At 50.0% G+C, this 15490-nt stretch carries 10 protein-coding genes; 7 read left to right on the plus strand and 3 right to left on the minus strand.

Annotation, left to right across the window (positions count from 1 at the left end):
- Positions 1 to 92: 92 nt before the first annotated feature.
- The 7 genes from B3A20_RS12910 (at position 93) to B3A20_RS12940 (ending at position 12154) form a co-directional block, all read left to right on the plus strand.
- Positions 93 to 2408, plus strand: a complete 2316-nt coding sequence (locus B3A20_RS12910; RefSeq protein ID WP_290765549.1) for a glycosyl hydrolase — start codon at positions 93 to 95, stop codon at positions 2406 to 2408.
- A gap of 315 nt (positions 2409 to 2723) precedes the next feature.
- Entirely contained in the window at positions 2724 to 4610 is a 1887-nt protein-coding gene (locus B3A20_RS12915) for a T9SS type A sorting domain-containing protein (protein WP_290765551.1), read from the plus strand.
- 210 nt (positions 4611 to 4820) lie between these two features.
- A complete protein-coding gene (locus B3A20_RS12920) occupies positions 4821 to 6623 on the plus strand; it encodes a glycosyl hydrolase (protein ID WP_290765553.1) in 1803 nt (600 codons plus the stop codon).
- A gap of 104 nt (positions 6624 to 6727) precedes the next feature.
- On the plus strand, positions 6728 to 8623 hold the full coding sequence (locus tag B3A20_RS12925; protein WP_290765555.1) for a glycosyl hydrolase: 1896 nt from the start codon (positions 6728 to 6730) through the stop codon (positions 8621 to 8623).
- A gap of 65 nt (positions 8624 to 8688) precedes the next feature.
- Positions 8689 to 11109, plus strand: coding sequence for a DUF3536 domain-containing protein (locus B3A20_RS12930; RefSeq protein WP_290765557.1), 2421 nt, complete (start codon positions 8689 to 8691; stop codon positions 11107 to 11109).
- Positions 11109 to 11630, plus strand: coding sequence for a hypoxanthine phosphoribosyltransferase (hpt, locus tag B3A20_RS12935; RefSeq protein ID WP_290765559.1), 522 nt, complete (start codon positions 11109 to 11111; stop codon positions 11628 to 11630). The genes B3A20_RS12930 and hpt overlap by 1 nt, the downstream gene beginning before the upstream one ends.
- Entirely contained in the window at positions 11627 to 12154 is a 528-nt protein-coding gene (locus B3A20_RS12940) for a hypothetical protein (RefSeq protein WP_290765561.1), read from the plus strand. Before hpt ends, B3A20_RS12940 begins: the two co-directional genes overlap by 4 nt.
- Positions 12155 to 12158: 4 nt before the next feature.
- On the opposite strand, the gene queA is transcribed toward B3A20_RS12940, so the two are convergent.
- Genes queA through B3A20_RS12955 form a run of 3 tightly spaced genes read right to left on the minus strand, consistent with a single transcriptional unit; the run spans position 12159 to position 15457 of the window.
- The gene (queA, locus tag B3A20_RS12945) at positions 12159 to 13205 is read right to left on the minus strand and encodes a tRNA preQ1(34) S-adenosylmethionine ribosyltransferase-isomerase QueA (protein ID WP_290765562.1); all 1047 of its coding nucleotides are present in this window, start codon (positions 13203 to 13205) and stop codon (positions 12159 to 12161) included.
- A 2-nt stretch (positions 13206 to 13207) separates the two neighbouring features.
- Positions 13208 to 14191, minus strand: a complete 984-nt coding sequence (locus tag B3A20_RS12950) for a helix-turn-helix transcriptional regulator (RefSeq protein WP_290765564.1) — start codon at positions 14189 to 14191, stop codon at positions 13208 to 13210.
- 18 nt (positions 14192 to 14209) lie between these two features.
- The gene (locus B3A20_RS12955) at positions 14210 to 15457 is read right to left on the minus strand and encodes a BON domain-containing protein (protein WP_290765566.1); all 1248 of its coding nucleotides are present in this window, start codon (positions 15455 to 15457) and stop codon (positions 14210 to 14212) included.
- Positions 15458 to 15490: the final 33 nt, after the last annotated feature.

The raw sequence follows: 15490 nt of genomic DNA on the forward strand, positions 1-15490 counted from the left end.
CTGTAAACATATTTTTTCCTTTCAATCGAAAATGCTCTTGCATTTTCGATTTTTTCATTATATTTTGAGAACAAAGAATTTAAGGAGTGAACATGGATTTCAAAAAAGTATTCCTCGCTTTCGGACTGTCCGCAGCCTATTCCGTCTTTGCGGCCCCGTATGAAGCGGAAGACGCTACACTTACAAAAGACGCAGCTGTCGCCACAAACACCGCAGCTTCTGGCGGCAAATACGTCAAGATGAACGGCGGTGACATCACTTTTTCCAAGGTGACCGTCGAGAAAGCAGGCAAATACACCATCGTTCTCCACTACATGAACAATTATGGTGGATCCAAGATTAACAACGTCGAAGTTGGCGGAGCCTCCTCTGCGGTGACATTCGACGTGACCGACAAGGGCAAATTTGCCGACGTTGAAACGGTCATGAACCTCGCAGCCGGCGAAAACACCATCGCCATCACCAATAGCTGGGGCTGGATCGACCTCGACTACATAGAAGTCAAGGGATACGAAGCCAAGGCATTCAACCTCTGCAACACTCCAATCACAAAAACGGCAACCCCGTCCGCCGTCAAGCTCTACAACTTCCTCGTCAATAACTTTGGCAAGAAGACCATTTCTGGCGTGATGACCGGCAACATGGACGCCTACACCAAGGGAGACGCCACCCAGCACGAAGACGTTCAGGCGGTATTCAAGGCTGGCGGCAAGTACCCGGCACTCATCGGCACCGACCTCATGAACGCCACCGGCGCTAACAAGAACGACGGCTGGTTCCAGGAATACACCGAAAAGGCAATCGATATCGCCAAGAGCACCTGGAAGAAGGGCGGCATTCCGGCATTCACATGGCATTGGCGTCCGGGAGACGAAGTGGAATTCTACGTCAAGGGTGCTCACGACACCTACACCGAATTCGACTTTACCGAAGCATTCGTCACAGGCACAACCACTTGGGATACGCTCTCTACGGCTTACAAGGCAATCGTCGCAGACATTGACCTCGTTTCCAAGATTTTCCTTGACCTCCAGAAAGAAGGCGTTGCAGCCATCTTCCGCCCGCTCCATGAATCCGGTGGTAACTGGTTCTGGTGGAGCACCCACACAGGCAAGCAGTTCGCCGCACTCTACCAGTTGCTCTACGAACGCATGGTCTTCACGAACGGCGTGAACAACCTCATTTGGGACTTCAACCCGAAGGACGCCGCTACAATGTCCTGGACTCCGGGCGAAACCTACTATGACATTTTGAGCGTCGACATTTACAATGCAGCCAACGATCACCAGAGCAACAGCTCCGCATTCATCGACCTCACGAACAAGGCTGGCACCAACAAGATTATCACCCTCAGCGAAAACGGCCCGATTCCTGACGTCGACAAGATGTACGAGGATGGCGCAACCTGGAGCTGGTGGATGCCGTGGTACGAATCCTGGTCCGGAGGTTTTGTAAGCCAGACCGCAGCAAGCGTATGGCAGAAGAATCTCGCTGACGAACGCATCATCACCCTCGACGAAATGCCAGGTTGGGACAACTACAACGAAGCAGCCGCAGCAACTAACGCTTGCCCGACTTCTACGCAGAACGCCAAGTTCGGTGCAGATACTGCCAAGGCAAATTCTGAAAACGTAGACCTTCTCATGGGCGTGACCTACAAGGCCATCAACGATAGCGGCGCAAATATCGAATTCAAGAAGGTTCCGAACTTGACCAGTGCAAAGAGCATCGCCGTCACGATCGAAAACAAGGGTTCCGGTGGCGAAATGAACGGCATCTGGATCGGCATGGCATTCGTCCGCGACGGTTCCAAGGACAAGGCTTGGACTTGGGAACAGTCCCCGTCTGATGGTTGCTGGCTCAACGACGGCGCCAAGGCTACTTGCGAATTCGCTATCGAGACTTACACCGATGACGCAGGCGTCGAACACCCGATGGACCTCGACAACCTCTTCTCCGTCACCTTCATCTTGGCAGGCGCTAACGGATTCGAAGGCACCGTCCTCTTCGACAACATGGTCACGGACAACGGCATCATCATCAACGGATTCAACAAGAAGACCGAACTCTTCACCGCCGCAGACCAGAGCAAGGGACACATCGCAAGTATTGAACTCTTCAATAAGGACGGTACGCCGGTCACTCCGAACGCCATCAAGCCGATTGCCGCCGCAAAGAAGGCTGGCATGAGCGTCAAGAACGGCAACCTCTCGCTCACCGCAAACGTTCCCGGTTTCGCAAGCATCGACGTGTTCAACATGATCGGCAAGCGCATCGCTACACTCCACCGCGGAAACCTCAGCGCAGGCAGCCGCACGTTCAGCCTCCAGAACCTCAACAAGGGTCAGTACATCATCCGCGTGAAGGGCGCCGGACTCAATGCCACCCAGAAGGTTCTCATCAAGTAGATTATAACACAAAAAAGCCAAATACCTAAAGGCGATCGCATAAGCGGTCGCCTTTCCTTGTCATGTGCATTCCGTCACTTTTTGCCCCGAACAGCCAAAATAAAACGTTTATTTATCTTACATTTCCGTGAAAATATTGTACTTTCTCACAGTGCTTATTGACTTCTATTTTATCAAATCTATTTTTCAATATAGTTGTTTGGATGTTTGGAGTGTGGACATTTTTGACGGTTTTGTCAACACTCCCGCGATTCTAAAATAGCTTATTTTAACTTTTTTATTTAGTTTCAGCAAAAACATATCAAGGGATACCCAATGATCAACTTCAAGACTTTGCTCGTAACATCGCTCCTCGGAACGGCCGCATTTGCAGCCCCGGGTCTCACGGTAAGCGGAACCGATTTGCAATACAACGGCAAGAAGATTTTCTTCTCGGGTACAAACCTCGCCTGGAGCGACTACAACTCTGACGTAGGAGCCTCCCCGCTTGACGAAAATGCTTGGCGCAAAGCAGTGGAAGGCACGCGAGCCGCAGGCGGTAACGCAATCCGCTGGTGGCTTTTCAACAACATGAGCCAGAGCCCGACTATTGACGAAGAAACACACTTGGTCACGGGTCCTAAGGAAAACACTATTGCGAACATGAAGAAGGCTTTGGACATCGCCGAAGAATACGGCGTAATGGTCTCGATGTGCCTTTTCAGCCACAACTTGATGGAACCGAACCAGTGGGGTCTTTACAACGAAAAGCTTGACATCACGGCAAATACGCTCCTTTTCGAAGACGAAGGAACGAAGGCTTTTATAGACAACGTTTTGATTCCGGTCGTGAAAGCCATTGGCAACCACAAAGCGCTCATGACTTGGGAAGTCTTTAACGAGCCGGAAGGCATGACGAGCGAATGCAGCGGCTGGACCACCAAGAAGATGGCTCTTGCCAAAATCCAGAAGTTTACGAACAAGGTCGCAGCGGCAATTCACACGACGAACCCGGAACTTCTCGTTTCGACAGGTAGCGTGAACATCCAGTATCAAAAGCACTGGAACGATGCAGCGCTTATCGCTGCGGGCGGCGAGGCAAACGGTACGCTCGACTTTTTCCAGACACATTACTACCCGTACTGGCAAAACGATGCTGTGAGTCCGTTCGTGAATACGGCGGCCCAAATGGCAACAAAGTACAGCTACGACAGCAAGCCGATGATTATTGGCGAATTCCCGGCAAGCGGCTGGGCAGGCGACACCTATACGGCAAGCATGGCTGCCAAGACACAGATTACCACGGAAGAATGCTACCGCAAGGCTTTTGACGGCGGTTACGCAGGCGCTCTCGCCTGGCAGTACATCGGCGACAAGACCGAAGCTAACTTTGGTGGCTACAGCTACACGATTGATCCGGCGCTCAAGGCAATGACTGCTCTCGCCGCAAAAGAAGAGGCAAGCATCAAGATCAAGGACGTGAACATTGAAGGCGGTTCCGGCGGAAACGGCATGATGGCAGTCACTTACGGTGGAGATAACGCCCAGGTGGAATACCAAAACAAGGGCGGCTGGGACCTCTCCGGCGCAACAACTTTCACTTGGACAGCCAAGAACAACGGCGCATCGGACGCTGACCTCTATTTGATTTTCAAGCTCACGGATTCTTGGACATGGACCGAAACGAGCGGCAGCTGCAAGGTTCCGGCTGGCGAAAAAGTCACATGCTCCATCGATATTTCGGAACATGCTGACCGCAATAAGACGCTTAGCATCACATTTGCAAACTACGCCTCCGGCTACACCGGCACGGTGATTTACGACGATATCAAAGCTGGCGATTTGACGCTTTTTGATTTCAACACCGACAAATACGACGCCTTTAAGCGCGGTTACGAGAACACCGAAGAAATGATTCCGGAAATCAAGATTGTCTTCGATGAAAACTACATTTATGGCAAGACTTCCATTTCCAAGAGCAAGTTCGCAGCTACATCCAAGTTCACCGTCAACGGCGACAAGATTATGCTCAACACAAAATCAAAGGGCCAAGTCAGCGTTGACGTATTCGGCATGAACGGAAGAATCGTCGCGACCCTCTTTAACGGAATGCTAGGCGCAGGCAATTACGTGTTCAGCCTTGCCGACATGCCGAAGGGCCAGTACATCATCCGCATGAAGGGTGCTGGAATCACCACGACGCAGCCCGTGATAATCAAGTAAAAAAGCGCCCAGCCCCAAAAAAAACAGTTTGGGGCAAACTCCAGCCGGGTATGACAATGCAAAGGAGTCCCGCGAAAAACGGGGCTTTTTTGCGTTCACAAGATGGAGGTGCCCGCTCGGTGGCGGGCATGACAATGCAAGTACTTGACGAAAATCCTTTGAATTTAGGGCACAAGAATATAGATTTAGAAGTGGAGATATGGAATGTTTATGAAGGCTTTTAATTACACAAATTTTGTCGCTACGGCAACTGTCGCAGCACTTGCGGGCTCCGCTTTTGCAGCCACCCCCATCCGCTTAGAAGCCGAAGACGCCGTCCTTGCCGATGATCACAAAGTCGTCGTTTCCGAAGATGCAAATGCATCGGGTGGAAAGTTCGTCCAGATGAAAGAAGGCAACCTGGAATTCAAGGTGACTGTAACCGCCACAGGCTATTACACGCTTTGGGCCAATTACCAATTGCCGACAGCCTCCGGGAACAAAATCCAGAACTTGACGGTCAACGACATTTCTGCCGGGCAGATTTCTTTCGGCACATCCGATGATTTCAAGACCATCAAAGGTGCGGGAAAAATCAAGCTCACCGCAGGCGAAAACAAAATCGGCATTGTGCATAGCTGGGGCTGGGTCAACCTCGACTACATTGAGCTCACGGAATACGAAGCAAGCCCGTGGAACATTTCACCGAAGCCTGTCACGCCGGAGCCTACCGAAAGCGCACAGAAACTCTACAACTTTTTGCTCAACAACTTCGGCAAGCACGTGATTAGCGGCGTCATGACGGAACGCCCGTTCGAAAATAACGGTCAGTACACCCCGCAAAACTACGAAACACAAACCGAACTCAGCTACATCAACAAGGCAAGCGGCAAGAACGTGGTTCTCGTGGGTTTTGACTTTTTGCACGCCTCGGGCAAGAATTCTGACCAGCTGTGGTATCAGGGTTACACGCACGCTTCACTCGAAATGGCAAAGACCATCTGGAAAGCAGGCGGCATTCCGCAATTCAACTGGCATTGGAAAGACCCGATGCACGATGTAGAAGCATTCTACACCGAATCTAGCGGTAACACACCTTTCACGGAATTCAGCATTACCAAGGCTTACGATGAGGCCTCCAACAAGTGGAAAACAGAAAGTGCAGAATACAAGGCAATGGTCCGCGATATGGAAATGATTGCCGACTCGCTCTTGACTTTGCAAAAAGAAGGCGTCGCCGTTCTTTGGCGCCCGCTCCACGAAGCTAGCGGAAAGTGGTTCTGGTGGGGTACCGATGGCGCAAAACCGTGCGTTGCTTTGTACAAGCTAATGTTTGATATTTTCGTGAATCAGAAAGGATTGCACAACTTGATTTGGGTTTGGACCACCGACGAAGCAAACGATGCGCTCGACTGGTACCCGGGCGACGAATACGTGGATGTTGTCGGTCGCGACTACTATTACTACCCGCGCGAATCCAACCACTCTAGCCTTATTGGCAGCTTTGAAACAGTCAAGGAAATATTCGGTGGCAGAAAGATTGTAACGCTCAGCGAAAACGGTTCTGTTCCCTACCCCGACGAAATGAAGGCCGATGGCGCCAACTGGAGCTGGTTTATGCCGTGGTATGGCGACTATGCGATGGAAGGCTGGGCAAACGACAACAATGCCGAAAGCTGGAAAATCGTGATGAACAACGAATACACCTTGACGCTCGAAGACATGCCGGGCTGGGACAAGTACGAAATCGTCCCACCGCCAACAACGGGATTCAAAAATTCGTTACGCTCGCAAAACATTGCAGCAAGTTTGTCTGTTATCGGCAAGAATTTGCAAATTAGCGTACCGGTTTTAAACGCCGCAAGTGCCAACGCAAGAGTCGTAATTTTCGACATGCAGGGCAATCAGGTGATGAGCCGCACTATCAACGGCACAAAAGCAAGCATCAACTTGAGCGGAATTGCAGCCGGGCAGTACATCGTGAAAGTGCAAGGCAAAGGTTTTGCGCCGAACGGAAGGATTCTGGTTAAGTAATAGAGAATACTGATCCCGGAACAGAGTCCGGGATGACAATGCAAAAAACAACGTTCCCGGCACAAGGCCGGGATGACAATGCAAAAAAAATGGAGTGTATGATTATGGGATGTAAATTATTCGCGGGCGCACGCTCCGCAATGGCTTTTGCCACAGCAATCGCGGCAACATCAGTTTATGCCGCACCGACAACTTACGAGGCCGAAAGTCAACCTGGCGTTGACGCATCTTCAATCGTATCTGCCGAAGGATTTTCCGGCGGCAAGTACGTAAAACCGGGCTCTGACGGTTTTACATTCAAAGTAAAAGTCAAAGAAACCGCCGTCTACGACTTCACCACAAAAGTCCTGATTAAACAATACGACTGGTTTGAATCGAAGATTGCCGTGAACGGCACAGAAGCAGGCTCATTGCTCACCAAGCCGCGCACTTGTGATTCCGCATTCGTGATTACCGCTTCCGCCAAAATGCGCGCAGGCGAAAATACCATCACTGTCGGTAACGGCGGCGCTCTTGGCGTAGACTACATCACCGTCGAACGCCACCCGGATCCAACTTACACAATCAGCGAGTCGCCAGTAACCCCAAATGCAACGGAATCAGCCCGCAAAGTTTACAGCTTCCTCCGTGAAAACTTTGGCAAGAGCACCATCAGCGGCATGATGATTAGCGACCAGAATTTCAACTACGATTACGGCAACATGCGGCTCATTCCACCGGGAGGCTGCACTCCTGCCGATTCCTGCAAGTACACCGACGCAGAAGTCTCGTGGAAAGGCCAGACGGATATTGCCGAATTCTACAAGCGCAGCGGCCACTACCCCGCCATTGGCGGTTTTGACATGCTCTTTGCAGCAGGAGGCCACCATGAAGAAGGCTGGTTCAAGGGCTACACCGAAAACAACCTCTTAATGACCGAAGACCTGTGGAAAATGGGCGGCATTCCGACTTATACCTGGCACTGGAAAGTCGGCGAAGACACAGTTTTCTACACCAAGGACGCCTATCCGAACAACGGCTACAAAGCAAGCGGATGCACCGAAGGCGTCAAGGGCACAAGCGAGAACAACACCTGCTTTAACTACACCAAGGCATTCAAGGGCGACAAATGCGAAGACATCGACGAGACCTCGCAGGAATACAAGGACATTGTAGCTGATGTCGATATCGTATCAGGCTACTTCAAGCAACTGCAAGAAAAGGGAATCGCTGTCGTGTGGCGCCCACTTCACGAAGCTAGCGGTGGCTGGTTCTGGTGGGGTGTCGGCAGTGGCGATTGTTACAAACAACTTTACCGTCTCGTCTTTAACCGCATGGTGAAAACAAACGGCCTCAAGAATTTGCTTTGGGTCTGGAACATCAATACGGACCCGCAATTTGGTTACGATTATTCGGCCCTCAACGCAAGCTGGTACCCGGGCGACGAATACGTGGACATCGTTGCGGTTGACATTTACGACCCGCTCAACAACCACAATTCCGGCGCGAATTACTACAACAAAATCGTGAGCGATGTCGGCACGAACAAGATGATTGCATTGAGCGAAAACGGCGCCATCCCAGACGTTGACAGCATTGCCGAAGACAAGGCCAATTGGAGCTATTGGATGACATGGAGCCAGACCTGGAGCGGAAACTTCTTGGAAAAGACTACCACAGAAATGTGGAAGAAGAATCTCGATGACAAGCGCATCATCGCTCTTGACGATATGCCTGGCTGGGATAAAATTTCTGTCCGCAATCCCATAGCAAAACGCATTACAGCAAACAAAGTAAATATTACCATAAACGGCAAGTCGCTTTCGCTATCCACGAATCAAAACGGCAACGCCACAGTTACTGTTTTTGACCTGACCGGACACCGAGTTGCTACACTTTTGCAAGGTCAAATTTCGGCAGGAACGCATAGCTTAAGCCTCCAATCGCTCGCCGCCGGCAACTACATTGTCAAGGCAAGTGTCGGACATCACAATACCATGCAGGTTTTACGCTTAAAATAGTGCGCGTCGCAACATGTATTTTAAAAAAAAGGTTCACTTTTGAACCTTTTTTCTATTTTTAAACCATGACCGAAAAGAACCCCCTTTACTTTACCATTCACGGACATTTTTATCAGCCCCCTCGCGAAAACCCTTGGACTGGCGTTATCGAGAACCAGCCGAGCGCACGCCCGTTCCACGACTGGAACGAACGCATTGCCAGCGAGTGCTATAGCCCGAACTCCGCAAGCCGTATTTTAAATTCCAAAGGCAAAATTGTCGATATCGTAAACAACTACGATTTCATGAACTTCAACATCGGCCCGACTCTCATGGGCTGGATTCGCACCAACACGCCCGACACCTACAAGCGCATCCAGGATGCCGACAAGCGCAGCCAGGAACGCATGAACGGGCACGGCAATGCGATTGCTCAAGTTTACAACCATATCATCATGCCGCTTGCAAGCGCACAAGACAAGCGTACGCAAATCCGCTGGGGCATCGAAGATTTCAAGTTCCATTTCGGTCGCATGCCCGAAGCCATGTGGCTTGCCGAAACAGCCATCAACTTTGAAACAGTTGTCGAGCTCATCAAGGCAGGCATCAAATACACGATTCTCTCGCCCACGCAGGCTGACAAGTTCCGCAAGTTTGGCGACAAGAAGTGGACCGACTGCAGCAACACAAATATCGATACCACGCGCCCGTACCGCATTTACCCGCGCGACAAGGAAGGCAACCTCGTCTGTGACGGTTACCTCGACGTGTTCTTCTACAACCCATGGCTTTCGAGTGCCGTCGGCTTTGAACATTTACTCCGCGATGCAGGCACTTTCGGCCACCGCATTGAAAGCGCCTGGGACGCAAACCGCAGCGATCCGCAGCTCGTAAGCATTGGCACTGACGGAGAATCCTACGGTCACCACGAACCATTTGGCGACATGTGCGCCGCATGGCTCTACAATAAGTTTGCACCGCAGAACAACATGGTTCCGGTGAACTACGGCTGGTTCCTCGAAAAGTTCCCGCCCAAGCACGAAGTCGAACTCAAGAATTTCTACGGTGAAGGCTGCGCCTGGAGCTGTGCTCACGGCGTAGGCCGCTGGTACAGAGACTGCGGTTGCTCCACCGGCGGTGGCGCCGACTGGAACCAGAAATGGAGAGGCCCGCTCCGCGACGCCTTCAACCACCTTAAGGAAGTCGCCGACAACATCTTCGTTCGCGAATTCGAAAAGATTTCAAAGATTGACCCGTGGGAAGCACGCAACAACTACATTCAGGTGATTGTCGCGCCCGAAGACGAATCCCGCAAGGAACAGTACCTCAAGGATACGCTCAAGGATTACGAAAAGCAAGAAGACCGCGCTAAGGCCATTCGACTTCTCGAAATCCAGAAGTTCTGCCTGTTCAGCTTCACCAGCTGCGGCTGGTTCTTCAACGATATCGAAGGGCTCGAACCGGTGCAGAACATGCGTTATGCCCTCCGCGCGATGCAGCTTTTAAAGCCGTTCCTCCCGATGGGAGACAACCTCAAGAGCGAAATTCTGTACATTCTCGCCCGCGCCACAAGTAACGAACACAAGTGGAACGGCGCCGAAGTCTTCACGAAGTACGCCGAAGAAAACGTCCCGTCCGTCATCAAGCAGATGGCAGAACGTGCCGCAATTTATCACCTCGAACTCGAAGAAGACTACCTCAACAAGGATTCCCGCATCACCGCCACAAAGATTGCATCCCGCCGTCGCCAGACGCTCGTGCGCACATCTTACGAGGACAACGATCTCGGCGAATCTTGCGTGACCACGAACTTGGTCGTCACAGACCAGCTCAGCCGTGTGAACATCGTCGTTGCGATGGGCGAAGAAAAGGAAAGCGGACTCACGTTTGTTGAAAATACGAACATGACAACGGAACAACTCCACGAGCTCTACCCGACAGCATACGTTGTCCGCATGAGCAACCTTGCGAGCGATTCCTTAAAGCGCATCAACCAACTTTCAACGCAGATGCACCTCGAGAACATCACGAAGTCGTTCTCCGGCTTTGCGCTGAACCATGGAATTTCCATCGACAGCCTTGCCGACCCGGACCACACTTTGCCGGACACCATGAGAAAGATCCTCACTGTGGAAATCAACGCACGTATCCACCATGCCGCTTTGCAGTTGCTAAACGAGCACAACAAGGCTACAATCGAAGAAATTCACGAGCTCATCACCGAAGCAACAGCGCTCAACACGCACTTCAGCTTTGGCGGGCTTGGTCACATGTTCTTCCACAAGCTCACGCTCCTCATTGACGAAGTTGCGAAGAAGTTCAACGAAGAAACGCTCAACTACATCACCGACCTCATCACAGTCGCCGATTGGCTGAAGATTTTCATCAACAAGACTTCTCTTGAAAACCACGTCTTTGGCATCTACAAGCAATACAAGGCAGAACCTGACGGAAAGTTTGCGGCCCTCAAGCCGATGTTCCAATGGCTAAACTTTGAGGTGGTTTAATGTACAAGCTGCCAAGTGCTCCACTCATTACAGCGCAACAGATAAATGCGCGTCTGGATTCACTCGCCTCTGAACTGAAGGCGTTTGGTTTCGACGTGATTTTATCTGCACTCACTGGCAGCTACATGTTTACCGCCGATTTGTCTCGCCGTATCGCGACTCCGAAATTGCGCATAGCATTTATCAAGGCTTCAAGCTACGGCGATTCCGACAAACCAAACGCAAATGTCCATATTTCGGGCCTTGAAGGTCTCGACATCAAAGGCAAGCGCGTTTTGCTGATTGATGACATTCTTGACACTGGCAACACGATGTATTCTCTCGTGAAAGCCCTCGCGGACTACTCCCCCGCTTCCATCACGACTTGCGTACTGTTGAACAAGGAATCACGTCGAATCGTAGATTTCCATGCTGATTATGTTGGTTTTGAAATTGAAGATAAATTTGTGGTAGGTTACGGTTTGGATTATGCAAACGCATACCGCACCTATCCAGAAGTATGGGCACTTGAAGAAGCATGATTGAAAACAACAATAACATAAACAATAACGAAAACGATGACTTGAACGAAGTCAAGAAACATGCGACCATGACGTTCGCCGCGCTCGAGCGCAGTTTCAACAGAATGGCTTACCGCAGAAGAAACACCATTCGCATCATCGTCTGCTTGCTGTTCTTTTTCTTAGGCTACCAGGCCAACAACTGGTTTAGCAGCAAGATTCCGACCGAAAAAATCATCGAAAAAATTGCAGCCCAGCCAGACCTTCCGAACAAGTGCAAGTTCCGTTACGACCGTTCCATGGAATACGCCATCATGCACGAATGCGTTTTCTCGCATGACACGCCGACAGACGAAGTCAAGCTGATCCAGCGCATCAATTACTGCTCTTGCGCCTTGGAACGCGTACAAAAAAAGAAGCCCTTCCAGAAGATGTTTGAAAACAATCTGGAGGACTTCACATTTAAGATTCGCGAAGAAATCCTTTGCAAGGACGAAAAGATTCCGCAAGCGCTCGAAATGGAATCTGAAACGCCTGCAAAATAATCCCTTACAATATCAACATTCCGTCGCCGTAGCTGAACAATTTAAGTTTGTTCTCTACGGCCATTTTGTATGCGTCGAGCGTGTTTTCACGACCATAAAATGCCGACACAAGCAAAATGAGAGAGCTCTTTGGCCAATGGAAATTAGTTAAGAGACCATCCACAATCTTGTACTTGTATCCCGGATAGAAGAACGCGTATGTCACGCCCTTTTGCGGTTTCAAGAACCCGTTGGCATCGGCAATAGTCTCAACCACTCGCGTACTTGTAGTACCGACTGTTACAATGCGGCCGCCTTCGCGCTTTGCCTTGTTGATGATGTCGGCGTTTTCCTTGGTGAGCTCGTAATGCTCGCCATGCATTTTATGCTTTGTGAAATCTTCGACGGAGATGTTCTGGAACGTTCCCGGCCCCACATGGAGCGTGACTTCTGCAACGTAGACGCCCTTCGCCTTCAAGTCGTTGAGCATTTGTTCGCTAAAGTGGAGGCTTGCGGTCGGCGCAGCCACAGCGCCAGCGTACTTTGCGAAAATCGTCTGGTACGCTTTCTTGTCGTCTTCGTCATCGGGGCGGTCAATGTAGGGCGGCAGCGGAACGTGCCCTTCCTTGTTCATGACCTCTTCCATCTCGGCAGGAGTCTTTTCAAAACGAAGAACGCGGTTTCCGTCTTCTTCATGAACTTCTTCCACGAACGTGCGCACACCAGCAAGCTTGAGTTCCCGCCCGACCTGGAAAGCCTTACCCGGATGCACCTTGGCTTCAAAGCGGGCCTCGCCTGCTTCGGAGGGATTTAACGCCTGCACCAAGAGAACTTCGACCTGACCGCCAAATTGCGTTTCGCCATACAGACGAGCCGGAATCACCTTCGTATTGTTCACCACGAGGCAATCGCCTGGGCGGAACAGGTCAACAATTTCAGGAGCCTTCATGATGCGGCGTTCGCCGCCATTTTTGGGGCAATACAGAATATGCGTCTTGCCCTTGCCCGCCGTGCGGGAGGCAATCAATTCTTTCGGGAATTCAAAGTTGTAATCAGAAAGACGGTAATCCATTACTACGCCTTCATGTCCTTCAATGTATTTTTCAATTTTTCAATCATTTCTGTGCGCAGAGATTCCGGCTTCAGAATTTTCACGTCCGGCAACACGCCAAACAGCCATGTCTTAAAGTCCGGAGTCAAGCGGAGCTTCAGCGTCACAATCATATTGCCGTCTTTATCTTCGGTGATTTCGGCAGCCGGAGAGAAACGAGACTTGTTGAACTGAGTCTTAAGCCAGCCCGTCTTGATAAGGAGTGTCACCGTTTGCGGATCTTCTGCAGAAACATATTTGCCAAAGGCATACTTGTAATGCTCATAAACACAGAACGGTTCACGAAGCGTCATGGCGCAGTTATTCGTCTGGACAACGCTCATGATATTTTCGACAAGATAATTTTTGAAGACATGTGTTTCTGCATACGTTTCATCAGCAGCAATCAGATAAAGCGTATCAATGCGCATCACAAGCTTAATCGGGCAAACTTCAATGGTTTTCTTTTCAGTTTCTTCGTTCGTACTTCTGTACACAATGCGAATCTTAAAGCCTTCACGAATTGCAGACAAAAGCTTTGATACCATCGTATCTTGAGCCTTATGGTCGCAGAACGGGCCATAATCCATAATGTAGTTCGGGTCAAGTGTAATCGCTTCGGCCTTGAATCCATCCGGGTCCGTTGTCTGCATGGACGAAATAACGCTATCGATGAGCTTACGGTTTTTCAAGTCCAAAGGCGTTGTATCGTTCATCGTCTTTTTCAACTTTTCAAGTTGCTTGACGATTTTCTGGTTAAAGTCCACCTTCTGTTCGGTTTGAATAACGTAAAAAGTTTCGCCATCCTTTTTGAACTTATGGAGACCACAATTTTCCTGTTCTAGTGCATTTAAATGGCGGAAAATAGTTCTCGGTCCGCAATCCATCGCCTGTGCAAGCATCGACACCGTCATCGGCACACGAAGTTTGCATTTAATCTTATTTATCTTTTCATATCCTGTAGCCATTTTTCACTCCTCTTTTTCCTAAGTTTTTAAAATTCTTAGACGGTTACCCACCGCTACCGACCGTGCAAAACCGGCAACAGCCAATAGCGCAAACTCTCTCTGTATAATATTTGCCACACGCCCCTCGACCAGGAATCGCTTGCCCACATACGTGACATGAACAAATGAATTTTTCAAGAAGCTGTATGACGCAAGCTTATCCATAATTTTCCGGCAAAGGTCTTTTTTGCCAAGATTCTTTTTTAGAATCGCAGTTCCATGCATATTCAAGGAGACAACGCCTGGAATACTTTCAATACGCGATTTCAGTTCATCAGGATAAACTTCATCTTCGTAATAGAACGTCACCTTTGCAACTCCAGATTTCACCTTGACGCTGTACTTGAAAATCGGATGAGCAATATCATCCAAGACATCCCATATTTGTCGCTCCAAGTCCTCGTCGGAAACCTTGGAATTCTTGCGGACGCGAACCATGTTCACGCAGCCGCGCAGTCCTGCAATTTCGCCAATTTTGGTCTGTATTTTTCGCTTTGTCGCAAGGCTATCCACAAAGCCTCGCAAATAAACAATTCCCTGCCCCGCTTCAACGGAAACATCTTCACTAAGCCCATCAGACAAAAGTTCCAGATGCTTACGCACAACAGAAATGACTTCTTGATTCGAAGGATTTTCCGCATAACGCGGATAGCTCATAAAGACGATTAATCCGTCATCCATCTTCACCACAAGCTTGTCCTTGGTTTCGTCTTTGACGACTCCAATGGCAATACCAAACTGTTTACGGATGACATGGTAGACATGGTCTCCCAACAAGGTGTTCACACACTGGGCAGGCAATAGCCGATAGCCATTGGGCGATACCTCATGGTCTATCGGAATTTTTGGACCCTCGAACTTTGCATCCGCAGGTCCATTTTTATAGACGACAACTTCCTTATCCCTAGACTGGAAAAAACTCTTGACGATACAAGGACGGGTTGCCCCATCAAAGTAGAGCCAATCGCCTGGAAAAATTCGGTTGTGCCCATAGACCTTTGCATACTCGGATTGCGGATCATCCTTATGGCAAAACGCAAATTCCTGCGAGAAAGCCACATGGTACGTTCCGCAATGAGTGCAAACACAAAGTAGCGGGATTCCGCGTTCAATACCCCCATACGTCGAATACTCTTCCATGGCGCAGACGTCATGGCGAACTGCCTGCTGGCAATGCCGGCAGAACAGCTGCTGCGAGTATAATCTGTATGGAAAATATTGACGCATTTTTTAGCGGCTCCGCCGCAGTTGGCAGAACTT

Source organism: Fibrobacter sp. UBA4297, assembly GCF_002394865.1.
Lineage (GTDB): Bacteria > Fibrobacterota > Fibrobacteria > Fibrobacterales > Fibrobacteraceae > Fibrobacter.